The following is a 22,778-nucleotide window of genomic DNA, read 5'->3' as shown; positions in this document are numbered from 1 at the left end:
GATCCGAATGTCTACACAATCCAATCGCCGCTCACTCTTCGATCGCAAAATTGTGCGCCGAGCCGCTTTCGATGCTCTCGCAAAGTTGAACCCTCGCGTCATGATGCGAAATCCCGTCATGTTCGTTGTCGAAATCGGTAGCGTACTAACAACCTTCTTACTGATGGCGAACGCTATCCAGCACAAGGGGCACCTCAGCTTCAACCTTCAAATCACGTTGTGGCTTTGGTTCACCGTACTCTTCGCCAACTTTGCAGAGGCCATGGCAGAAGGGCGTGGCAAGGCTCAGGCCGATGCGCTCCGCCAGGCCAAGTCCGAGACGACAGCGTACAAAGTCGTCAAAGGCGAGGTCCTGGAAGTCCCCAGCTCGCACCTCCGCGTCGACGACGTTGTTCGAGTTATAGCAGGCCAAATGGTCCCGGGCGATGGTGAGGTCATTGAAGGTGTCGCCTCCGTCGATGAGTCCGCCATCACAGGTGAGTCAGCTCCGGTCATCCGGGAAGCAGGCGGAGATCGCTCTGCCGTCACGGGCGGAACGCGCGTACTCTCCGATGTCATCACCGTACGCATCACCTCTAACCCCGGAGAAACTTTCCTCGATCGAATGATTGCCCTGGTGGAAGGAGCAGAGCGGCAGAAGACTCCGAACGAAATTGCACTCAACATTCTGCTCGCCGGACTGACTATCATCTTCTTGCTTGCCGTCGTCACCTTGCAACCGTTCGCCGTTTACTCCGGCGCACCGCAGACCGTCTTCGTTCTCATCTCGCTCCTCGTTTGCCTCATCCCTACAACCATCGGTGGGCTGCTTTCGGCCATCGGCATCGCAGGCATGGACCGTCTGGTGCAGCACAACGTGCTGGCAACATCCGGTCGTGCGGTCGAGGCGGCAGGAGACGTGAACACGCTGCTGCTCGACAAGACGGGAACGATCACCATTGGCAACCGTCAGGCCTCGGAGTTTGTTGCCGCGCCCGGTGTTACGGAAGAGACTCTTGCCGATGCGGCGCAGCTTTCCTCTCTTTCGGATGAGACTCCGGAGGGCCGTTCCATCGTTGTGCTGGCGAAGGAGAAGTACAACCTTCGCGGTCGCGATCTTGGCCAGCTGAGCGCAGAGTTTGTTCCGTTCTCCGCAACAACACGCATGAGCGGAATTGAGGTGGAAGGCAGAAGCATACGCAAAGGAGCAGTCGACGCCATCACTCGCTACTTGATCGAACACGGTTCCGAGATGCCTGAGGGCGTACGCCTCGCCGTCGAGACCATTGCAAAAAGCGGCGGCACACCACTGGTGGTTGCGGAGAACGGTAAAGCCCTCGGCGTCATCCACCTGAAAGACGTTGTAAAGGGAGGCATGAAGGAGCGATTCGAACAGCTTCGCGCCATGGGGATTCGCACCATCATGATCACCGGAGACAATCCACTCACGGCAGCGGCGATTGCGCGTGAAGCTGGCGTGGATGACTTCCTGGCCGAAGCGAAGCCAAAAGACAAGATGGATCTGATCAAGCGCGAACAGGCCGATGGCAAGCTCGTCGCTATGACCGGTGACGGGACGAACGACGCACCTGCTCTCGCTCAGGCGGATGTAGGTGTGGCGATGAACTCTGGAACGCAGGCCGCAAAGGAAGCGGGGAACATGGTCGATCTGGACTCCAACCCCACCAAGCTGATTGAGGTTGTAGCGATTGGCAAACAGTTGCTCATGACACGTGGAGCACTGACCACGTTCTCCATCTCCAACGATGTCGCAAAGTACTTTGCCATCATTCCGGCAATGTTTGCTGGCGTATTTCCTGTGCTCAACGCGCTGAACATCATGCATCTGCACAACGCCGAATCGGCAGTGCTGTCTGCTGTCATCTTCAACGCCCTGATCATCATCGGCCTTATACCTCTTGCACTGCGAGGAGTTGGATATCGTCCTATGTCCGCTGCAGCCATGCTCCGTCGCAACCTGATCGTCTATGGGTTGGGAGGAATCATCATTCCGTTCCTCGGGATCAAAGCGATAGACCTCCTCATCACCGCGCTTCACCTCGCATAAGGAAACAGGATATGAAGAAGCACATCATCACCGCATGTCTCTACACGTTAGTTACAGCCATCGGGCTCGGCCTCGTCTACCCAGCCGTAGTCACGGTCATCTCAAAGACCCTCTTCCGCGATAAGGCGGACGGCCAGCTCCTTTCTCGCAATGGCGAACTGATTGGCTCACGCCTCATCGGACAGCCTTTTACCGGCCCGGGCTTCTTTCACAGTCGGCCCTCGGCCGCTGGAACCGGATACGACGCCTCAGCCTCCTCCGGGTCGAACCTTGCTCCAACGAGCAAGGTGCTTGCCGATCGCGTGCAGGCTGACGTGGCAAAGGAGCCCGCAAACTCTGTCGTTCCGATTGACCTGGTCACCACCTCTGCCTCCGGGCTGGATCCAGACATCAGTCCAGAGGCTGCGTTCTATCAGGTCCCGCGAGTCGCAAAGGAACGTAGCCTGCCCCCAGCCGTCGTACAAAACCTGGTGCAGAAGTTCATCACACCGCGACAATTCGGCCTGCTGGGAGAGCCAACAGTCAATGTTCTCCAGTTGAACCTGGCTTTGAGGAGCACTGCTCCACAGGTAGGCTCCGACGGGACGCGCGCTGCTGTTCTGACGCAGCGTTAAACGACACCCCCTTTGCTTCTTGGGCCCATCGAGATGGAATCACGACAAACGAAGCTTCTTCATCGGGCGATAGATCGTTAGGACCTTGCGTCCGGGCTTCCATCTTTTTCAGTGTCAATGCTTCGCGGCCACGCAGAAGAAACACCCACCATACCCCGATAAACGTGCGTTTTCGCACATTTATCGGGGTATCTATTGTTAGTGGTAGGCAAATCAGCTACGCCACAGTACTATTTCTTAGGCTCCTCTAATAAATTCAAAAGGCCAGATGCTGGCTTTTCTCCGCTGCAAGGACAGATTCCTGTTCGCAGCACTCTTCTGGCCTGCATTGCACTATCTGACTGGTTGAACTGCGCCCATGCTGATCTCTCCGAAGCGTTTCTTTTTGCCCCTTAGCGCAATCCTCGCTGTGGGAATAACGATTCCCGCGGCCGCCCAGACTCCTTGTCATCTGGAGGAGGCGCAGCAGCTCTACGCGCAACCGTCGTGGTCTTACAGCGCCATCGAAACGCTTCTCGCGAACTGTCGGGATCTTGCCGCCACGGACTATCGAATTCCTCTTTTGCAGGGCGTTATCCTCCGCGATCAGGGACATCTGGACGAAGCCATCGTTTTGCTCGAAAGCGCTCACAGCATTGCCCCGGAGCTAGCTGCTCCCACGCTGGAACTCGCCGTTACCGAAGAGCGGAAGGGACGTCCACAGGCTGCTCGCAGCCTCTACAAGCAGGTTCTGACGCACGACGAGCACTCCCGGCCTGCGTTGTTGGGGCTCGCCCGCGCCGACCGGGCAGAGTACCGCTTCTCTGAAGCTCGTGGTATTTACCAGAAGTTTTTGCAGCAAAGCCCTGCCGACGCCGATGCCCTCAACGGCATGGCTTGGATCGCTCTTAGCAACAGGCGCACCGCCTCAGCGCGCACCGGTTTCCACGCCGCGCTCGCCGCTCAACCTGACAATCTGGAAGCAAAGGCTGGCCTCAAGCATCTTGATCAGTCCTGGCGCTATCAACTCGATCTTGTCGGCGGAGCGGTACATAGTTCTTCTGGCACGGCAGGCCTCGGCGGCGTTGATGTGCAGATGTACTTGAACGCCTTGAACACCATCGAGGTCGGCAATACCTATAACAGCAGCGAACTGCCCGTGACACTGATAACGCAGACAACGCAGCTGCCCACAGACAATGTTCGTCTTGGCTACTTTTACCGTGTGCCAGATGGTGTGAACGCTTCACTGACCTACGACTACCGCCACCATCTCAACCTTCCCGACGAACACTGGCTCGCTGCCAACGTGGGCAACTACATCGGTAAAGGCGTTCAGTGGTTCGCTGGGGCACGCGGCGCATTTGGTGCTCCGCAATGGAACAACCTGCTTCTGCAGGGCGGCCTGATCGCTCCCCTCGGACATAGCTGGCAGCTTGTCGGCACTGGTTACTTCGACGAAGCCAAAATCAGCCACGGTCCGCAGAACCAGTTCAGCAACTCTGCCGCCTTCGTCGCGGACCTCAACCGCCAGGGACCTGGACGCCTCTTCCTCAACATCGGCACGGGCTATAACCCTACCGTTTCGGCCTTCGATATTCACGCCCGTGCGACCGTCCCACTCACGCGCCACACCGCGCTGCTGGGCATGGTCGACCACGTCACAACCAGCAGTCTCACGCAGGCCACCGTTGGCCTCCGCTTCAACTGGTAGTACCAGGTCCGCACGCTGCACTCGATCTGGAAGAGAACACGAAGAATGTTAGCCGCAGGCACTATGGCAACTCGCAAATTCATTCTGGCCATCGGGGCGCATCCCGACGATGTAGAGATCGGTTGCGGCGGCGCGCTCGCTCGCCACGCCGCCCAGGGGGAGGCCATCATGATTCTCACGCTTACCCGTGGAGCCATCGGTGGAGACATCGAGCGCCGCTCCCAGGAAAGCCATCGCGTTGCTGAACTTCTTGGCGCACAGTTGGTCTTTGGCGAATTGAATGACGGGCAGATCTCTGAAGGCGTTGAAACCATCACCTTGATTGAAGATGCCATCAAGGCCTTCCACCCTACGCACATCTATACGCACACCTGCCACGATACGCATCAGGATCACCGTGCCACCCATCACGCCGCGATGGTCGCCGCGCGTCACGTGAAGAACTTCTACTGCTACCAGTCGCCGTCTTCTACTGTGGACTTTCGTCCGAACTACTTCGTCGACATCTCCGCATTTATGGAAAGCAAGCTCGAGCTGATTGCAGCCTACGAAAGCCAGACGTCGCGCCGCAACAACCTCGCACCCGACCTCATGCTTGCCACTGCACGCTATTGGGGCCGTTACGCAGGCTACGGGCTCGTGGAACCCATGCTCATCATGCGCCAGTTCGACTAGCGTTCGCCGACCAGCCGCCCGGATGCGAGCCTGAGTATCTCGCCATTGCGCAAAGGATTGGCTGTTTCAGCAAGCCGATAAGCCTTCATCTGTTCCGGGCTTGCGATGAAGCTGTTGTTCAACGCAAAGAGGTACGCGCTGAAAAACTGCCCATGGCCCACCGCAACGAAAAACGGAACGTCTTCTCTCTGCAACTCCTCATGAAAGCTATGAAGACGAGCCATAAAGGCGGTGAAAGACTCTGCGTCTTCACCATCTTTATAGTCAGGGTCGCAACGCTCCCAGTAGCTTCGTACCATCACCTGCCGCGTCTCGTGCGTTGTGCCGTTGCATCGAGCAGGGCTTAGATAGGTCAGCTCCTGGATCGGCAAAACCTCTCGCCGCAGCCCCAGCCAGCGCTCTTCAATCTCTGCAGCCATCGCCTGCGCACGTAAGAACGGAGACACGACCAGCCGGTCAGGCCTCACCATCATCTGCGCGGCCACATCCTGAGACTGCTGCAACCCTAACTCCGTCAGGCCCACTTCGGCGTTCCCCACGGTTGGGTGGCCCGCGTTCGCAAGGCTTTCTCCATGCCGGATCAACCATGTCGTTACGGGCGGCAAAGGCGGTCCATCTCTTGGGGGTGGAAGTACTCCTCGGTCCAGTACCGAGCGACAGCCACCTCTTCAAACGGCAGCAACTCTGCAGGCATGGCTTCGCCTGCAATCTCTGCAAGCATCAACGCCGGAATATCAACCCCCGCGCGCGCCGTTAGTGGCAGTGTCCCCGGAAAGCGTGGGTTGATCTCCAGCAGCTTCAACTCGCCCACGCTATTGCGTTTCAGCTGAACATTGGCCATGTACAGTACGCCCGCTGCCCGTGCTGCGCGAATCGCAATGTCGCTTGCCTCCGGCAGATGTACCGTGCGCGCGGTAATGGCTATCCCCGAATCGATCTTCATGCGTTCTCGCGGAACCGCCGCAATCGCTACCCCATCGCCGCGCGTATAAACATCCACCGAATACTCTGCGCCTTGCAACAACTCCTGCAGCAGATAGCTTCCATCCTTCGGCAACGCCTCGAGCTCTTCCGCGTTTTTTACCTCAACCGTTCCACGCGAACCAGCACTCGCGCGTGGCTTCGCAAAGCGAGGAAACGTAAGCAGGGAAGTCACCGTGTTCGCATCCAGTACGACGGACTCAGGCACTGGGACCTCTGTTGCCAGTGCTGTCAGCAGTGCATGTTTGTCGCGGCACAGCATTAAGGCCTCTGCAGAAGGCAGTGCCAGCTTGACTCCAATCGCAGCAAACTCCGCGCGGGCCAGCGCGACCGGAACCAACTCCGAATCCACGGTTGGAAGTAGCAGCTCAATCCCGCGCGCCTCGCACTCAGCGAGTAGCACGCTTATCAGTCGGGGATCATCTCCGCGGGGCACCAGCAACCGTTGCGCGTGTGGCACCAGGTAGAGGCCCGCCGCGCACACATCCATATCAGCCATGTGCAGTTCATTGCTGGTACCCAGGCTCTTCCAAACACTGATGGCAGAAGGGCCGCCTGCACCTGTTATCAAAATCCGCATAGTCAATCCAAGAAGTCAGTTTGCGTTGCGCTCTGCGTTGTCCGGCTTAGCCTCGTAGCAGCCAGAAACGCACACCGAGCGCAACAAGGACGATCGCAATCACAAGAAGCTCTGCCCAGAACAACCGCCGCTCTACCTTTTGGTCCGCCTTCAGCATGACTTCGAAATCGGATGCAGGCTTCATCGAAGAATTCTCACCTTGCCGGATTTGATTGTCTTGTCCCATTCCGATTTCGTCCCTCGACAGTAAGCCACCAGGGCTGCAAAGCCAATCGCGCAAAGCTGCGGGCCGTAGCCCACCAGCAACAGCAGAGTATTGCATAGCCACTTTGGGGCCCCTGCTTTTTCCAGCCGGTATATTCCCCATGCCGCCAACATGCTCAGCGAGGCCCAGCTATAGATGAGCAGGGTCAGAATAACGTGCCACGACCACGCATACCCGCTTGCCGAGGCGGGCGTATCCAGAAACCTCACCATCGAGTGCGGCAGGAAAAACAACGCCATGATGGCAAGCGAGATCAGCCCCGGAAAGACGAACCCTTCGAACCACGCGCGCTTTGCCGTGGCCGGGTCGATGGCATAAGAGAACAGCGTTTCGAAGAGGTAAACGCTCACCAGCGTTCCCCACAGAGTGCTGAAGCTCGACCACGCAATCTCGCGATGGAAGGCGTACATCCCAATCAATCCTGCAGAAGCCAGGATCATAAAGATCGGCATGAACACGATGCTGAACCAGAGGATGCCAAAGGGCACACTCCCCAGCTTCGAATGCTGCGAACGGCGAAACCAAAGGTGGCGGAAGGCGACTGTCAGTTGCAGGTTCCCGCGAGCCCAGCGCAGTCGCTGCTTCCATAGTGCTGTCAGCGTTCCCGGCTCTTCGGCCCACACCACGGCATTGCCTTCAAACACCACACGTTTGCCCTGTAGCTGGGTCTTTAGCGTTGTAAATGTATCTTCAGCGAGCGAACTCGTATCAATCACTCCGCCAAGGGCTTCCAGGTTTTCCCGGCTATGCAACTGGGCGCCCCCCGCCAGGCAAGCCATCACACCGACGACATTTTGTGCCCGCCGGGCCGCCGCCTGCGCTGTCACATACTCAAACGTAATGAACCGCGTCACAACGTTGTTCGGGAAGCTGCCTTCCTTGATGTACGCCGTGACCGCGCCCACTTCCGGATCAGCCAGATGTCGTGTCATGCGCCGCAACGCCTGGCGCTCAAACAGCACATCCGCGTCCATGATCATCACCGCCTCGGCCCAGTCATCCGCCAGGATTGTCTTCAGTCCATGATTCAGCGTGTGCGACTTGCCTTGGCCACCCTTATCGCGGCGCAGGTGAAACACCGTACCGGGATACTGGGCCATCTTCTCTTTGGCGATGAGCGGTGTATCGTCCGTGCTCGCATCGTCCACTACATAAATTCGCCAGTGGCCCTGCGGATAATCGAGATCCATCAGCGAGTCGATCCCTGAGCGGATCACATCGCCTTCGTTCCACGCAGGCAGTACAAAAGCGATCCGTGGCGTGTAGTCACGGCAGAGTTTGTAGTGGTTTCGGCTTCCATGAAGACCTACCAGCAGAAGCTGAGCAAATGACGCCAGTGCCGGTATCATTCCGAGGAAGACAAGCAGAAAAAGCGCGACGGAAAGCAAGCATCTATCCCCGGGGGACCGCCGCAAGCCCGTGGGCCGCCGCGAGTTATGCGCTGGAACGCATCCCATCGTTCATGTTTCGGTAGCTTAACACTACCACCGTTGCTTCGGCATCCTTCTTGTTTTGCCACACGCTCATGACTTTTGGGAAGCGCTCCGGTTACAGCGTCCGATGCACCGGAACCTAATGCCCATAGCCTTCCGCATCCGTTGGCACTTTGCCTCGGAAAAGCCAGTAGACGATGCCGAAGTACATCACCGCGAGACACATTCCCACACTCCACCAGGCCAGGCCAACGCGCAGAGTATGTGGCCCTGAAATCGCACGGGCAATCGTGAGGTCCTGCCCCTTGCCACCAACAGCGGGCAGCAGCACAGGGAAGAGTCCCGTCGCCGCACCCACAAGCATCGACGTCAGAAACCCGCACGAAGCAAGGAACGACGGCAGCCGCGACGGCTTCGCCATCGTGATCCGCATCATCGCAACACATGCGACTACCGCTAGCGGAGCAAGAAACGCGACAGGATGGCCCTTGTAGTTATTGAGCGAAGCCGGCCGCGCGAGTACCGTGGCGGGAATCCCGATAGCGGTAAGCGCAACCGTCACATACCAGATGCGATGCGCAAAGTAGAGCGCACGCCGTTCCAGATGCCCTTCCGTCTTGAGCGCAAGATACAACGCTCCGTGTAGTGACAGCGCAGCCAACGCAAGCACGCCCCCAAGAATGGTGTACCAGTCCAGAATCCCCGGCGACGCACCTGTGCGGAAGTTCGTCCACAGCGGAAGGAAGAAGTAGTTGTCCGCGCCAATCGGCACACCGCGCACCACGTTCCCCAGCGCCGCTCCGAAGAAGATCGTCAGCAGAACGCTGGAGAACGTGAACAGCCCATCGAAGAACGTTCGCCAAAGCGGATCGCTCGATTGCCCACGCAGCTCAATGCTTACACCACGCAGAATCAGCAGCCAGAGCACCATCATCAGCGGCAGATAGAAGCCGCTGAACGCCGACGCATACAGCAGCGGAAACGCAAAGAAGAGCGTGCCGCCAGCCGCCAGCAGCCACACCTCGTTGCCATCCCACACCGGGCCGATGGAGCGCAAAGCCTGCGCCCGTTCCGGCTCCGTGCGAGCCACAAAGAGATAGATAATGCCAACGCCGAGGTCAAAGCCATCGAGCACCACATACGCGGTCAGCATCAGGGCGACGATCCAGAACCAGAGTGTTCCCATGTGATGTGCTCCTTACGCCGTCAGCGAGTGATGGTTGTGGTTATGTTCGTTCGGGCCGTTCTGGATATGGTTGTAGACCAGAATGATCCACAGCAGCGAGAGCACCGTGTACATGCCCAGGAATCCAAGCAGCGTGAACAGGCTGTTGCCCGCACTCACATGCGAAGAAGACCCCGCCGACGTGCGTATCAGCCCATAGACCAGCCACGGCTGGCGTCCAATCTCTGCCGTCATCCAACCCGCGGTTGTGGCGATGTACGGCAGCGGCCAGCTCAGCAGCAGGCACCACAGCACCCAGCGTGCGCTGTACAGCTTCTTGCGCCAGAGCAGCAATCCCGCCACGCCCATAATGGCGGCAAACCACGTCCCGAGCCCGACCATGATGTGGTAGCTGTAGAACAGCAGCGGCAGCGTCGACGGCCACTGATCGCGCGGGAAGTGGTCGAGTCCCTGCACCTCCGCCGCCGTCGTGCCATAGATCAGAAAACTAAGTACCTTGTTCACCACAAGTGGGTTGTCGATCGTCTGCGAATCGTAGTCGGGCTGCCCCATCAGCACCATGCCCGCGCCCTTTTCCGAGTGAAACAGGCCTTCCATCGCCGCGATAGCCGTTGGCTGGTTCTTCGCCATGTACTTGCCATGCAGATCGCCGGTAGGGAACACCTGCAGAATGCACGAGATGATCCCCGCAACCACACCAAGCTTCACAAAGATGCGGCCATAGGGACCCTCGCGGCGCTGCAGCAGATAGAGCGCCCCGACCGCCGCCATCACGAACGAGGCCGTCACCACCGCCGCGCACATGTTGTGCGCATACTCCAGCCACGCCCACGGGTTCAGCAGAAGCTGTCGGAAGCTCGCCACTTCGAAGACGCCATTGGGCAAAAGCTTATAGCCCACCGGGTGTTGCATCCACGCGTTCGTCACGATGATGAAGAAGCCGGAGATCCACGAACCCGTAAAGACCAGCACCGCGGAGAGCCAGTGCATACGCCGCGACAGTCGCTTCTCTCCAAACAAAAAGAGGCCCAGGAACGCGGACTCCAGGAAGAACGAGAAGATGCCTTCCATCGCAAGCGGCATCCCGATCACACCGCCCGTGCGCCGCGAAAACTCCGACCAGTTCGTGCCGAACTGAAACTCCATGGGGATACCGGTCACAACACCAAGCAGAAAGTTGATCGCGAAGATCTTCGCCCAGAAGCGGGACGCGACATCGTACTGCGCGGCTGTTTCAGGGTCACTCGCGCGCAGTGCGAGCGTCTTCAGAACAACGATCAGTAGTGCGAGCCCCATCGTAAGTTGGGGAAAGAGATAGTGATACGTGATCGTGAAGCCGAAGTGGATGCGGTGGAGAGTAAGTGTGTCCAAAGCTGGCCTCCTGGCCGTCTGCACAACAAAACGTTAACGCCAGTCTCACACCTCGGCAGAAATCAAGATAGGTGGTTGATGCGTTTATCGGTCGAGGTGGCCGGTAAACGGTCTTAGTCGGTTCGGGGGCGTAGCGTACAACGCTGTCTTCGTGGGGACTCGTACGGCGCGTTGTGTCTTACCCTCATCATAACGAGTAGGAATTTACTCGTTTTGTGATCAATATCACCGACATAGGGAACCTTATCTTCTATCCTGTAGCCACCTCGTCCCGAGGTCGCGGCAAGCCCCCTGACCCGCGCAACAGGTAGTCGTTGTTCGTTACGGCGCAAGCCGCGAGGAGCAGCAATCTCACCGCAGGAGATGCATGGAACGTTACGGCCTCTATCGCCTCGGTTCATCCGTCACATCCACGACGACGGATTCGCATGCTTTCTTCTTTTTTACTGAGCCCCAGCAAACCCCACAAAAGCATGGAGTTACTAAATGACATCGTCTTTTCAGAACCCTTCTATCTTGAGTGCTGATGAACTGCGAAAAATGAATGACTACTGGCACGCCTGCAATTATCTTGCTGCGGGCATGATCTATCTCCGAGCGAATCCATTGCTGCGGGAACCGCTCAAGCCGGAGCATATCAAGCGTCGCCTGCTGGGGCACTGGGGTTCTGATCCAGGACAGTCTTTCACCTGGGTTCATCTGAACAGGCTCATCAAGAAGTACGATCTCGATCTCATCTACATCTCGGGCCCTGGCCACGGAGCGCCTGCCACGCTTGCCAACGGATACCTCGAAGGCCACTACTCGGAGATCTACCCCGAGTGCAGCCAGGACGCCGAAGGAATGCTTAAGCTCTTCCAGCGCTTCTCCTTCCCCGGAGCGCTCGGCAGCCACTGCACGCCAGAGACTCCCGGCTCCATCCACGAAGGCGGCGAGCTCGGCTACAGCCTCTCCCACGCATACGGCGCGGCGTTCGATAACCCCGACCTTATCGTGACCTGCGTCATCGGCGACGGCGAAGCAGAGACCGGCCCGCTGGCCACCTCATGGCATGCCAACAAGTTCCTGAACCCGATCCGTGACGGCGCTGTGCTGCCCATCCTCCACCTCAACGGCTACAAGATCGCCAACCCCTCCATCCTGGCCCGCATCTCGCATCGTGAGTTGGAAGCGCTCTTCCTCGGTTACGGCTACACCCCGTACTTCGTCGAAGGCGACGATCCGGAGACGATGCATCAGAAGATGGCAGCCACGCTAGAAGGTTGCATCGAAGAGATTCGCAGCATCCAGCAGAAGGCCCGCGAAACCAATACAGCAGAGCGTCCTCTGTGGCCCATGATCGTGCTGCGTTCTCCCAAGGGATGGACCGGCCCAAAGGAGGTTGACGGGCACAAGGTTGAGAACTTCTGGCGAGCGCACCAGGTTCCCGTGCTCGATCCTGTGACGAACGAGAAAAACCTGAAGCTCGTCGAAAGCTGGCTCCGCAGCTACAAGCCAGAGAGTCTCTTCGACGAGAGCGGCAAGTTGATCCCGGAACTGCAGGATATGGCTCCCACCGGTACTCGCCGCATCACCGCAAATCCTCACGCCAACGGCGGCCTGCTGCGGAAGCCGCTTCATCTTCCTGACTTCCGTAACTATGCTGTGGACCCGAAAGGGCACGCCCAGCTCTACGCCTCGCCCACCGCAACCCTCGCGTTGTTCCTGCGCGACGTCATGAAGAACAACATGACGAGCTTCCGTGTCTTTGGCCCGGATGAAACCGCCTCCAACAAGCTCGATGCCATCTACGCTGCGTCGGAAAAGACGTGGATGGCAGAGATCAAGCCCGAAGATGCAGACGGCACCGAGATCACGACCGACGGTCGTGTCATGGAGATGCTCAGCGAGCACACGTTGGAGGGCTGGTTCGAAGGGTACGTTCTCACCGGTCGGCATGGACTCTTCTCTTCCTATGAGTCCTTCGTGCACGTCATCGACTCGATGTTCAACCAGCACGCGAAGTGGCTGGAGAAGTCGAAAAACGAGCTCGCCTGGCGCGCTCCCATCTCTTCGCTCAACCTGCTCATCACCTCGCTCGTCTGGCGTCAGGACCATAACGGCTTCACGCATCAGGACCCCGGCTTCCTGGACATTGTCACGAATAAGAGCCCGGACGTCGTTCGCATTTACCTTCCGCCGGATGCGAACTGCCTGCTGAGCGTCGGCGATCACTGCCTCCGTTCGGTCGACTACTACAACGTCATCGTTGCCGATAAGCAGCTTCACCTTGCCTTTCTCAGTGCAGAGGAAGCCGTCGTGCATTGCACCAAGGGCGTCGGCATCTGGGACTGGGCGAGTACGGATAACGGCACCGAACCGGATGTTGTCATGGCCTGCGCTGGCGATATCGCCACCATGGAAGCCCTCGCCGCAGTCGCCATTCTCAAAGAGAAGTTCCCCGAGCTGAAGATACGCTTCGTAAACGTCGTCGATCTCTTCAAGCTCATGCCCGAAACAGAGCATCCGCATGGCTTGTCGGACCGTGACTTTGACTCGCTCTTCACCGTGGACAAGCCCGTCATCTTCAACTTCCATAGCTACCCGTCGTTGATCCACAAGCTCAGCTATCGGCGGAAGAACCACGACAACATCCACGTCCGCGGCTACAAGGAGAAGGGCAACATCAACACGCCGCTGGAGCTGGCCATCATTAACCAGGTCGACCGTTTCAATCTGTCGATCGACGTCATCGACCGCGTGCCGCAACTGCAGCAGAGCGCGGCCCATGTGAAGGAGTGGTTGAAGGAGCAGATCATCGAAAACCTCAACTACGCCTACGCCGAAGGCATCGATCGCGCAGAGATCAGCAACTGGGTGTGGCCGGAAGCGGACGCGAAGTAATGTCCGCTGCAAAGAGCATCCTCGTACTCAACAGTGGCTCCTCGTCGCTCAAGTTTGGACTCTTCCGTCCAGGTTCGAGCGACGAAGTGCCCGAACTGGAAGGCAGCGCAGAGGGCATCGGTCGCTCAGATGGTTCTCTTCGCGTTCGCGACGCAGAGGGCAAAATCCTGCTGGAGAAGCAGCACCTTCTCGAATCGCAGGAGGACGCTCTCCGCACGGTCTCCTCTGTCCTCAAAGATCATGGCTCGGAGATCTGCGCCGTCGGGCATCGAGTCGTCCATGGCGGCCCTCATCTCGTCGAGCATCAGCGCATCACGTCCTCCGTCATCGAAACCCTGGAGCAATCCGTTCACTTTGCTCCTCTGCATATCCCGCAGTCGCTCAAGCTGTTGAAGCAGGCGCAGAAGATCTTCTCCTCTGTCCCGCACTTCGCCTGCTTTGACACCGCCTTCCACCGCACCTTGCCGGAGCTCTCCGCACGCTTCCCGTTGCCCAATCAGTACTTCGAGCAAGGCGTTCGCCGCTACGGCTTTCATGGTTTGTCCTACGAGTCACTGGTCCATCGGCTTGGAAGCAAGCTGCCTGCCCGCGCTGTCTTCGCTCATCTCGGCAACGGCTCCAGTCTCGCTGCGGTTCACAGCGGTTGCTCGATCGACACCACGATGGGGCTGACTCCTGCTGGCGGTGTTTTGATGGGAAGCCGTAGCGGCGACCTTGATCCCGGCCTGATGATCTATCTGGCTCGCACGGAGAAGAAAAACCCCGATCAACTCGAAGAGTTCATCAACCACAACTGCGGCCTCGCCGGGCTTTGCGATGGCGAAAGCGATATGCAGGCGCTCCTCGAGCGGGACGCAGCCGGTGACTCCACCGCAAGCCTCGCGGTGAACGCCTTCTGCACTACGATCAGGAAAACCGTCGGGGCCTACGCCGCCCTCATGGGAGGCATCGACCTGCTCGTCTTTACGGGCGGCATTGGCCTTCACAGTGAAGCCATCCGCCACAAAGTTTGCGACGGTCTAACCTTCCTCGGACTGAAAGGGGAGACAGACCCGGCGAGCAACGTGCTCGCCTTGAAAACGGAGGAGGAGTTGCAGATCGCTCGCCACGTCCGCCGCCTTCTGTCGCCGGAAGAAGCACCCGTCCTCTGAACCCACGTCTCAGAGCATGAGGTCGAACGACCAGGCAAAGCTCCGACACCAACCGGTGTCGGAGCCTAAATTTCGGCCGTAACCTTTTGTGTCTGCAATCGTTTCAAAAACGCTTTTTGGATGCGATTCAGGCTTCTTCCGCGCAGCACCGCAGCGACGATGGTGCGGGTGGCTCGCGCATCACTAAGCCTTACATAAGAACACTTTGCGTCGGTTGCCAACGCCATTTCCGGAATGAGCGAAACCCCCACTCCAGCCGAAACCATACCCAGTACGCTACTGAATTGATCGCTTTCAAAAGCGATCCGCGGAGTGATTCTCGCGCGGCTGCAAGCCGCCAGACTGCTCTCGCGAAAGCAGTGTCCATCCCGCAACATCACAAAAGACTCCCCTCGCAACTCATTGATTGATAAAGACTTCGCTCCAGCCTTGGGGTGGTCCTGTGGCAGAACCGCAAAGAGCGGCTCACTCCTCAGCGGAAAGACCTCCAGGTCCTTATGCCGCAGCGGAAGCGCAAGAACCGCAAGATCAATCGACAAATTCCGCAAGAAATCTACCAAAACCGGCGTAGTTTCCTCCACAATCCGCAATCGGGCCTCAGGATACTTCTTCGCAAACGACGCCGTATACGCCGGAATAAAGTATGGCGCGACGGTCGGAATTACCCCCACCGCCACACTGCCGCGAAGGTCGGCGGTGCTGTCCGCAACGGAGGTCCGCGCTTCTTCCATCTGGCTCAGGATGGAGCGGGCGTGTGGAAGGAACGATTTGCCTGCTTCGGTCAGTTGTACGCTGCGACTCAGGCGGTCAAAAAGCTTCACGCCCAGGTCTTCTTCCAGCTTCAGAATCTGCTGGGAAAGAGAGGGTTGGGTGATCTGGCAACGTTCTGCGGCGCGGCTGAAGCTGCCTGTATCTGCGATGGCACAGACATATCGGAGCTGATTGAATTCCATAGCCTATGACTATACTCTGCATGGTCTTTATGTATTTGAGCTATGGGACGCCGTAGTGCTACAGTCGTCTCTGCTGAGGCAACGCGGACAACTTCGTCGTCTGTTGTGCTTCAAGGAAATGGTCGATCGATGGTGCTTTCAACGGCGCAGCAGATCGTCTGCAACCTGTGCAGGCCTGCATCGGAAGTATTCATCCGACGCCAATCAAAAGCATTTACCTTGTCAGCTCGATGCCCGCGGTTTTCACTGGAGCGGTCGTTGGATTCAAGCCGCGAAGTGAGGAGAGAACGTATGTCAACCGAAGCGAAGTGCCCGTTCAATCATGGCAGCACCCCGGTCACAACCAACCGTGAGTGGTGGCCGAACCATCTGAACCTGAACCTCCTGCACCAGCACTCGTCGCTGTCCGATCCCATGGGTGGCGGCTTTGACTACGCCGAAGAGTTCAAGACTCTCGACTACGACGCCCTGAAGAAGGACCTGACGGCGCTCATGACCGACTCGCAGGATTGGTGGCCCGCTGACTTTGGTCATTACGGCCCGCTTTTTATCCGCATGGCGTGGCACAGTGCCGGTACGTACCGCACCTTTGACGGCCGCGGTGGCGGCGGTCGTGGGCAGCAGCGTTTTGCTCCGCTCAATAGCTGGCCGGACAACGTCAGCCTGGATAAGGCCCGTCGTCTGCTTTGGCCGATCAAGCAGAAGTACGGCAAGAAGATCTCCTGGGCCGATTTGCTGATTCTTACTGGCAACGTTGCCCTTGAGTCGATGGGCTTCAAGACGTTCGGCTTCGCTGGCGGACGTGCCGATGTGTGGGAGCCGGACCTCGATGTGAACTGGGGCCACGAAACGACCTGGATGGGAACGGACAAGCGTTACTCGGGCGATCGTGAACTTGCCAAGCCGCTTGGCGCCACGACGATGGGGCTGATCTACGTCAATCCTGAAGGCCCGGAAGGCGTGCCCGATCCTGTCGCCGCAGCTCGCGACATCCGCGAGACGTTTGGCCGCATGGCGATGAATGATGAAGAGACCGTGGCGCTTATCGCGGGTGGACACACCTTCGGCAAGACGCACGGCGCTGGCGAAACGCATCATGTGGGCAAGGAGCCGGAAGGTTCCGACATCGAGCACCAGGGACTTGGCTGGTCGAACGCGTACAACACCGGCATTGCCGGCGATGCGATTACCAGCGGCCTCGAAGTGACCTGGACGACGAAGCCGACGCAGTGGACGAACGAGTTCTTCGAGCATCTCTTCAAGTACGAGTGGGAGCTGACGAAGAGCCCCGCAGGTGCGCACCAGTGGAAGCCCAAGGGGAATGCCGGGGAAGGCACCGTGCCGGATGCGCATAACTCTTCCAAGCGTGGAACTCCGGCGATGCTGACCACCGATCTCTCGCTGCGTTTTGACCCTGCGTACGAGAAGATCTCGCGCCACTTCTACGAGGACCCTGCGGCCTTCGCCGATGCGTTTGCGCGTGCCTGGTTCAAGCTGACGCACCGCGATATGGGGCCTCGCGCTCTGTACCTCGGACCGGAAGTTCCGGCGGAAGAGCTCGTCTGGCAGGACCCGATCCCTGCGCTTGATCACGTTGTGGTCGACGATCAGGATGTCGCGTTGTTGAAGCAGAAGGTGCTTGCTTCCGGGCTGAACACGTCGGAGTTGACCTCCACGGCGTGGGCTTCGGCTGCTTCGTTCCGCGGATCGGACAAGCGCGGTGGCGTGAACGGTGCGCGTATCCGCCTTGCTCCGCAGAAGGATTGGGCGGTGAACCAGCCGGAGCAGCTTGCGAAGGTGCTGGCGAAGCTTGAAGCGATTCAGGCTGAGTTCAATGCGTCGCAGACCGGTGGCAAGAAGGTCTCACTGGCTGATCTGATCGTTCTTGCGGGCAACGCAGCTCTGGAGCAGGCCGCAAGCAGCGCAGGCGTCAACGTTACGGTTCCGTTCACTCCGGGCCGCATGGACGCTTCGCAGGAGCAGACGGATGTTGAGTCGTTCTCGGTGTTGGAACCGGCTGCCGATGGCTTCCGTTCCTACTTCACGGGCAAGGCCAGCGGTACGGCCGAGGTGGAGTTGCTGGACAAGGCCCAGTTGCTCAAGCTGACGGCTCCAGAGATGACGGTTCTGCTGGCGGGCATGCGCGTGTTGGGCACGAACTACAACGGCACGGCCTACGGCGTCTTTACGGCGAAGCCCGGAGCTCTGACGAACGATTTCTTCATCAACCTGCTGGATATGGGGACGGTGTGGAAGGCGACGACAGAGGCGAAGGACATCTTCGAAGGCCGCGATCGCAAGACCGGCGCCGTGAAGTGGACAGCGACTCGTGCTGACCTTGTCTTCGGTTCGAACGCGCAGCTTCGTGCTCTGGCCGAGGTTTATGCCAGCTCCGACGCGCACGCGAAGTTCGTAGAAGACTTCGTGGGTGTCTGGACGAAGGTGATGAACCTTGATCACTTCGGCGCTGCAAAGACAGCCTAGCTCCAACGTTGCAAGCAATAACAAAGGCCCGGACCGCATACGCAGTCCGGGCCTTTGGCTTTGTTGTTTCTACGGCAGAATGTAACGCACGCTGGTAAAGACCAGGTTGTTGACGGTCTTGGGTGCACCGCCAACGCCGGTCCAGCCGGTACGCGTGAGATAGCCGTAGGCCGCACCAAGCTGCAGCTTGCCAGCCGGTCCGCTGTAGGGGCGATACCAGAAGCCGCCCTGTCCTTCGATGAGGACGCGCGTATTTCCAGAGCATGTCCCTGTGCCGGGGTTATAGCCAGAGGTGCCGCCGGTGGTTGGACCGACCTCTGTTCTGCAGCCGGAGTTATCGGCTGTAGGCACGCCATACCCTACGAGCGTTCCAATGGAGTTGCGATAGTACGTACGCTGCACATACTCCGTGCCGCCATAGCCGTAGATATCGAACTTCTTGGTCGGATGCAGTTCGATGGAAGCAAGACCCTGTGCGTTGCGCAGTGGTTCGAGCGTTCCATCGGGATGCACTGTGATGTCCGGCAGCAGGGAAGCGCCGTAGCGTCCTGTACCGTCACCAGCCGTGAGATGCAGGCCAAGATCGAGCTTCGAGGTGAGTGGCATGTGCGCGTTGGCCACAAAGCCGCCACCGAACTTGGTGTCGTTCTGGGCGTCCACGGCGGAACTGGTCGCGGGATAGTAGCGGTCGCGGAAGAAACGGCCGATACCGATCAACTCATAGTGTCCCCAGCCCGGATCGAAGGCGGCTTTGACGATGATGTCGGGAGCCACCTGACTTGTGTAGTTGAAGGTTGAGTTGTTAAGGCCCTGGAAGGCACCGGTGCCCCCGAAGAAGAAGTTATTCGGAGCGTTGGTCGCAGAGTATTGGTACTGCGAGTTTTCGAGCGCTGCGGCCAGCGTAATCTTGTCGGTGACGCGGTACTGCGCACGATAACCCATCTGCCGTAGCCATGTTGTACCGACGTTGAAGTTGTTGTCGATGGTCATCGGCAGAGCTTCCTGCCCGGCCAGTGCACCCTTCTTGTTTTCGGTTGCCAACGTCCACATCTGTCCGGCGTTCAGCGTCAGGCGGCCTTTACTGGCCTGTGCCCATGCCTGTCGCACTCGCAGGGTATAGCTGTTGGTCTGCAACTGATTGGAGGTTGTTCCTGCGGAGAGGAAGTCGACTTCCACCAGGCCCTTGAGGTCCCAGTTGCCGGCCTTGCCCTCGGCCATGAGGCCGAAGCGCGACTGGCGGGCTGAAGGAACCCACTCTGAAACATGAGCATCGCCGGAGCCCGGGTACGGGGTCAGGTTGTAGTCGGTATAGATGTCGGCGTGCATCGCACGCTGGCGCCAGACGCTTTCACCGGCGATAAAGCCGCTCGGCGTCAGGGTGATGCCCTTGTAATGGATCGTCGTTGGGGATTCGACGGCTTTCTTCAGCGCCACTTGCTGCGTGACGACTGTCTCTACCCTGGCGTCGGTGGTTGCCACCGTCTGTTGCAGAGACGAGACCGCTGCTGCTGTCTGTTGCTGCGATGTTTCGGCGGTAGCCGTCGCGGTCGCTGCCTGCTCCTGAGCTTTTGCGGCGGAGGTCGTTGCTACGTCCACCTGCGCCTGTTTGGCCGAAAGCATTGCTTTCAGCGTGTCAATCTGGGCCTGCATCTCTTCGTGTTGGGTGTGGAGTTCAGATTCCAGATGAGAGATCTGTTCCTGCACGGTCGGTCTATGTGGCCTGACGGTCTTTTTTTTATGATTTGCCGTTTGCGCACACACCGGCACAACGCAGGACACAAGGGCTGCGATGGCTGTTGCGTTACGTATATGTTTTGCCAAAAAAATGGCCTCCTGGGGAGTTCCCCCAGTAACAGGATGGCCGACGGCTTAGGTCTTTTGTTCGTATTTTCAAGCAAGGTATATGTTTTGATACTTGCCCGCCGGGTTGCCTCATGGCGTACCGCGATGGGTACGTCTTCTGCGTGTGTGAAAGTTGATAGCCTTCCCACAACGCCTGCCTCGCTATACTGGACGCCTTATGAAGCGGCGCAGAACCGCGAAGATTGTGGCTGTTTGAAGAGGTTTCCGGGATGTTGCTGAAGGCGAAGAGCGCGGCAAAAACCGACATCGGTCTGGTACGAAGAAGCAATCAGGACAGCTTTGGCCTGGCTGAAGATTCGGGCCTGTATGTCGTCTGTGACGGCATGGGCGGTAATGTCGGCGGAGAGATCGCCAGCTCGCTTGCAGGACAAACGTTTCTGCAGACCGCACGGCAGGAGCTGCAGGCCATTTCGGCTGGCCCGGAGCGTGCTCGCAATGCGCTGTGGCGTGGGGCCCTCGCGGCGAATCGAACGGTTCGTATGCGAGCCGCGTACGATGCGCGCTATCGCGGTATGGGAACGACGCTGGTGGCTGCACACATCGAGAATGACCTGCTTACGCTCATCAACGTTGGGGATAGTCGCGCCTATCTTGTTCGCGATGCGCAGGCGCATCAACTGACGATGGACCACAGTTACGTCGCTGAAAGCGTTCGGCGTGGGTTGATGACCGTGGAGCAGGCACAGCGTTCGGCGATGCAGTCGGTCATCACGCGAGCGATTGGCGCAGAGGACGACGTGGAGCCTGATCTTTACGAAGAGCCATTGCTGCTGGGAGATACGCTGCTGCTTGCCTCCGATGGGCTTACGCGCCACGTGACCGATCCTGCTATCGGAGAGATTCTTGGCCGAGAGAATCAGTCTGCGGTAGAAAGCTGTCGCCTGCTCATCGAACAGGCCAAGGACGATGGTGGAACGGACAACATTACCTGCCTCGTGGTTCGTATGCTCGACGCGAATGCAGAGTTGCATCATGGCAAGCTGATGTGGCCCGGAGTAAGTCTTTAGGCTTGCTGCAACAGTGGTTGGATACACTGGACGCATGGTTCTTACCGAAGAGTTTGTCGATCTCCAGACGCCGACTGGCCCCATGCGGACGCACATCTTTCGCCCAGCACGCGAAGGCCGCTTCCCGGGCATTCTGATTTACTCGGAAATCTTTCAGATCACCGCACCTGTGCGCCGGCTGGCGTTGCAGCTGGCTGGTTTTGGCTACATCGTGGCCGCGCCGGAGATTTATCACGAGTACGAACCCGCCGGGACGGTGTTGGCCTACGACCAGCCCGGCTCTGACCGTGGCAATGCGCTGAAGACTGCCAAGCCCCTTGCCGCGTACGACAGTGATGCGCGAGCAGTGCTGGCGCATCTTGCTGCACGCGAAGACTCCACCGGCAAGGTCGGCGTGATGGGCATCTGCATCGGAGGCCATCTGGCGTTCCGCGCAGCGATGAACCCGGAAGTCCTTGGAGCGGTCTGCTTCTATGCAACCGATATCCACAAGCGCGGTCTGGGGGAAGGGATGAACGATGATTCGCTCGATCGCGCGGGCGAGATCCAGGGCGAGTTGCTGATGGCCTGGGGACGGCAGGACCCGCATATCCCTACTGAAGGCCGTATGCTGCTGCTGAATCGGCTCAACGAGGTGGGGACCAAGCTCAACTGGCATGAGGTGAACGGAGCCCATGCCTTCCTTCGTGACGAAGGTGTGCGCTATGACCCTGAGCTCGCTCGCTCGCTCTTCGGTCTGGCGCTCGATCTCTTCCATCGCACGCTTACCGTTGGCTAAGACCTACGCCAGATAAGCCTGTAACCAGGGGTCCGTACTGTTGGTGAGCTCGCGTGTCGTGCCATCGAACACGACGGACCCTTCGTTCAGCACGAGAAAGCGCACGCTTGAGTCAAGCTCGCCTTTGGGCAGCGGCTGCATGTGGCCTGAGGCCTCGTCGTAGCGGTGGGTCGCCATGGTGAAGGCGTCTTGCAGCCGGTGCGTGATGACCAGCGAAGTCGTATTCGAGACGTCGCGCTGCTTCACCACGAGATCGACGATCGTGGTGGAGGTGATGGGGTCGAGCCCCGCTGTGGGCGAGTCGTAGAGAATCAGATCCGGCCTGGAAATGATTGCGCGGGCGATGGAAACACGGCGACGCATACCGCCGGAGAGCTCGGCAGGGAACTTGTGGATGGCCTGCTCCAGTTCGACGAAGCGGAGAGCCTCGCGCACGCGCTCTTCGATCTCGGGCTCAGGCACATGCTCTTCTTCCAGCCGATAGGCGACGTTGTCCTCTACATCGAGCGAGTCGAAGAGGGCAGACTCCTGAAAGACCATGCCGACGCGTGCGCGCATCTCGTAGAGCTGTTGCTCGCTCAGGTCGCTCAGGATTTGTCCGAAGACCAGCACCTCGCCGGAGTCGGGCATCATCAGGCCGTTTGCCAGCTTCATCAGCACAGACTTGCCGCCACCTGCGGGCCCGAGAATCATCCGGGTCTCGCCCGGCATGACGCGGAAGCTGACGTTACGCAGCACCTTGTTCTCTTCGAAGGCGATCGAGACCCCGCGAAACTCGACGACTGGCTCCAGGGAAGCTGCAGAATCAGCCATG

General features: G+C 58.7%; 18 protein-coding genes and 1 pseudogene. 9 read left to right on the top strand and 10 right to left on the bottom strand.

Annotated features, from left to right (window positions below; genetic code table 11):
• The first annotated feature begins 7 nt into the window (after window positions 1-7).
• The 4 genes from kdpB (at window position 8) to PW792_09855 (ending at window position 5,029) form a co-directional block, all read left to right on the top strand.
• Window positions 8-2,047 (top strand): potassium-transporting ATPase subunit KdpB, encoded by a 2,040-nt coding sequence (gene kdpB / locus PW792_09870; GenBank protein ID MDE1162235.1) that lies wholly within the window; start codon window positions 8-10, stop codon window positions 2,045-2,047.
• 11 nt (window positions 2,048-2,058) lie between these two features.
• Window positions 2,059-2,661: a potassium-transporting ATPase subunit KdpC gene (kdpC, locus tag PW792_09865; protein ID MDE1162234.1), complete on the top strand. Its 603-nt coding sequence runs from the start codon at window positions 2,059-2,061 to the stop codon at window positions 2,659-2,661.
• Between the two features lie 385 nt (window positions 2,662-3,046).
• Window positions 3,047-4,354 carry a hypothetical protein gene (locus PW792_09860; protein MDE1162233.1) on the top strand — a complete coding sequence of 436 codons (1,308 nt, stop codon included), beginning with the start codon at window positions 3,047-3,049 and terminating at the stop codon, window positions 4,352-4,354.
• A 63-nt stretch (window positions 4,355-4,417) separates the two neighbouring features.
• On the top strand, window positions 4,418-5,029 hold the full coding sequence (locus tag PW792_09855) for a PIG-L family deacetylase (protein MDE1162232.1): 612 nt from the start codon (window positions 4,418-4,420) through the stop codon (window positions 5,027-5,029).
• On the opposite strand, the gene PW792_09850 is transcribed toward PW792_09855, so the two are convergent.
• The 6 genes from PW792_09850 to PW792_09825 form a co-directional block, all read right to left on the bottom strand.
• Window positions 5,026-5,634: a phosphoglycerate mutase family protein gene (locus PW792_09850; GenBank protein MDE1162231.1), complete on the bottom strand. Its 609-nt coding sequence runs from the start codon at window positions 5,632-5,634 to the stop codon at window positions 5,026-5,028. The two genes, PW792_09855 and PW792_09850, sit on opposite strands and share 4 nt — an antisense overlap.
• Window positions 5,622-6,590, bottom strand: coding sequence for an ATP-grasp domain-containing protein (locus PW792_09845; protein ID MDE1162230.1), 969 nt, complete (start codon window positions 6,588-6,590; stop codon window positions 5,622-5,624). The genes PW792_09850 and PW792_09845 overlap by 13 nt, the downstream gene beginning before the upstream one ends.
• 46 nt (window positions 6,591-6,636) lie before the next feature.
• On the bottom strand, window positions 6,637-6,774 hold the full coding sequence (locus tag PW792_09840) for a hypothetical protein (protein ID MDE1162229.1): 138 nt from the start codon (window positions 6,772-6,774) through the stop codon (window positions 6,637-6,639).
• Window positions 6,771-8,243, bottom strand: coding sequence for a glycosyltransferase (locus PW792_09835; GenBank protein ID MDE1162228.1), 1,473 nt, complete (start codon window positions 8,241-8,243; stop codon window positions 6,771-6,773). Before PW792_09835 ends, PW792_09840 begins: the two co-directional genes overlap by 4 nt.
• A gap of 184 nt (window positions 8,244-8,427) precedes the next feature.
• The gene (gene cydB, locus PW792_09830) at window positions 8,428-9,474 is read right to left on the bottom strand and encodes a cytochrome d ubiquinol oxidase subunit II (protein ID MDE1162227.1); all 1,047 of its coding nucleotides are present in this window, start codon (window positions 9,472-9,474) and stop codon (window positions 8,428-8,430) included.
• 12 nt (window positions 9,475-9,486) lie between these two features.
• Window positions 9,487-10,845: a cytochrome ubiquinol oxidase subunit I gene (locus PW792_09825; GenBank protein ID MDE1162226.1), complete on the bottom strand. Its 1,359-nt coding sequence runs from the start codon at window positions 10,843-10,845 to the stop codon at window positions 9,487-9,489.
• Between the two features lie 486 nt (window positions 10,846-11,331).
• Between PW792_09825 and PW792_09820 the strand changes: the two genes are divergently transcribed.
• Together PW792_09820 and PW792_09815 are read left to right on the top strand one after the other, a co-directional pair.
• Window positions 11,332-13,728 (top strand): phosphoketolase family protein, encoded by a 2,397-nt coding sequence (locus PW792_09820; GenBank protein ID MDE1162225.1) that lies wholly within the window; start codon window positions 11,332-11,334, stop codon window positions 13,726-13,728.
• Window positions 13,728-14,879, top strand: coding sequence for an acetate/propionate family kinase (locus PW792_09815; protein ID MDE1162224.1), 1,152 nt, complete (start codon window positions 13,728-13,730; stop codon window positions 14,877-14,879). The genes PW792_09820 and PW792_09815 overlap by 1 nt, the downstream gene beginning before the upstream one ends.
• Before the next feature lie 65 nt (window positions 14,880-14,944).
• Here the strand turns inward: PW792_09815 and PW792_09810 are convergent, their stop codons facing one another.
• On the bottom strand, window positions 14,945-15,610 hold the full coding sequence (locus tag PW792_09810) for a LysR family transcriptional regulator substrate-binding protein (protein ID MDE1162223.1): 666 nt from the start codon (window positions 15,608-15,610) through the stop codon (window positions 14,945-14,947).
• A gap of 48 nt (window positions 15,611-15,658) precedes the next feature.
• Window positions 15,659-15,832: pseudogene (locus tag PW792_09805) on the bottom strand (LysR family transcriptional regulator).
• A gap of 291 nt (window positions 15,833-16,123) precedes the next feature.
• On the opposite strand from PW792_09805, the gene katG reads away from it, so the two are divergent.
• Window positions 16,124-18,316 carry a catalase/peroxidase HPI gene (gene katG / locus PW792_09800; GenBank protein ID MDE1162222.1) on the top strand — a complete coding sequence of 731 codons (2,193 nt, stop codon included), beginning with the start codon at window positions 16,124-16,126 and terminating at the stop codon, window positions 18,314-18,316.
• 69 nt (window positions 18,317-18,385) lie between these two features.
• On the opposite strand, the gene PW792_09795 is transcribed toward katG, so the two are convergent.
• Window positions 18,386-19,966, bottom strand: a complete 1,581-nt coding sequence (locus PW792_09795; protein MDE1162221.1) for a hypothetical protein — start codon at window positions 19,964-19,966, stop codon at window positions 18,386-18,388.
• A gap of 422 nt (window positions 19,967-20,388) precedes the next feature.
• On the opposite strand from PW792_09795, the gene PW792_09790 reads away from it, so the two are divergent.
• Both PW792_09790 and PW792_09785 read left to right on the top strand, forming a co-directional pair.
• Window positions 20,389-21,186 (top strand): protein phosphatase 2C domain-containing protein, encoded by a 798-nt coding sequence (locus PW792_09790; GenBank protein MDE1162220.1) that lies wholly within the window; start codon window positions 20,389-20,391, stop codon window positions 21,184-21,186.
• 34 nt (window positions 21,187-21,220) lie between these two features.
• Window positions 21,221-21,964 (top strand): dienelactone hydrolase family protein, encoded by a 744-nt coding sequence (locus PW792_09785; protein MDE1162219.1) that lies wholly within the window; start codon window positions 21,221-21,223, stop codon window positions 21,962-21,964.
• Between the two features lie 3 nt (window positions 21,965-21,967).
• Here PW792_09785 and PW792_09780 read toward each other — a convergent pair whose 3' ends face one another.
• A complete protein-coding gene (locus tag PW792_09780) occupies window positions 21,968-22,777 on the bottom strand; it encodes an ATP-binding cassette domain-containing protein (protein ID MDE1162218.1) in 810 nt (269 codons plus the stop codon).
• Between the last annotated feature and the right edge of the window lies 1 nt (window position 22,778).

It is taken from the genome of Acidobacteriaceae bacterium, from assembly GCA_028283655.1.
Classification (GTDB): Bacteria; Acidobacteriota; Terriglobia; order Terriglobales; family Acidobacteriaceae; genus Granulicella.
This window is presented reverse-complemented; position numbering and strand designations above follow the sequence as displayed.

Excerpts from the sequence above, each read along its gene's own strand:
- PW792_09820 (MDE1162225.1), top strand. The coding sequence starts at position 11,332 with ATGACATCGTCTTTTCAGAACCCTTCTATCTTGAGTGCTGATGAACTG.
- PW792_09840 (MDE1162229.1), bottom strand. The coding sequence starts at position 6,774 with ATGAAGCCTGCATCCGATTTCGAAGTCATGCTGAAGGCGGACCAAAAG.
- PW792_09855 (MDE1162232.1), top strand. The coding sequence starts at position 4,418 with ATGGCAACTCGCAAATTCATTCTGGCCATCGGGGCGCATCCCGACGAT.
- katG (MDE1162222.1), top strand. The coding sequence starts at position 16,124 with ATGTCAACCGAAGCGAAGTGCCCGTTCAATCATGGCAGCACCCCGGTC.
- PW792_09845 (MDE1162230.1), bottom strand. The coding sequence starts at position 6,590 with ATGCGGATTTTGATAACAGGTGCAGGCGGCCCTTCTGCCATCAGTGTT.
- PW792_09795 (MDE1162221.1), bottom strand. The coding sequence starts at position 19,966 with ATGCAGGCCCAGATTGACACGCTGAAAGCAATGCTTTCGGCCAAACAG.
- kdpC (MDE1162234.1), top strand. The coding sequence starts at position 2,059 with ATGAAGAAGCACATCATCACCGCATGTCTCTACACGTTAGTTACAGCC.
- cydB (MDE1162227.1), bottom strand. The coding sequence starts at position 9,474 with ATGGGAACACTCTGGTTCTGGATCGTCGCCCTGATGCTGACCGCGTAT.
- PW792_09810 (MDE1162223.1), bottom strand. The coding sequence starts at position 15,610 with ATGGAAGAAGCGCGGACCTCCGTTGCGGACAGCACCGCCGACCTTCGC.
- PW792_09780 (MDE1162218.1), bottom strand. The coding sequence starts at position 22,777 with ATGGCTGATTCTGCAGCTTCCCTGGAGCCAGTCGTCGAGTTTCGCGGG.
- PW792_09815 (MDE1162224.1), top strand. The coding sequence starts at position 13,728 with ATGTCCGCTGCAAAGAGCATCCTCGTACTCAACAGTGGCTCCTCGTCG.
- PW792_09790 (MDE1162220.1), top strand. The coding sequence starts at position 20,389 with ATGTTGCTGAAGGCGAAGAGCGCGGCAAAAACCGACATCGGTCTGGTA.
- kdpB (MDE1162235.1), top strand. The coding sequence starts at position 8 with ATGTCTACACAATCCAATCGCCGCTCACTCTTCGATCGCAAAATTGTG.
- PW792_09785 (MDE1162219.1), top strand. The coding sequence starts at position 21,221 with ATGGTTCTTACCGAAGAGTTTGTCGATCTCCAGACGCCGACTGGCCCC.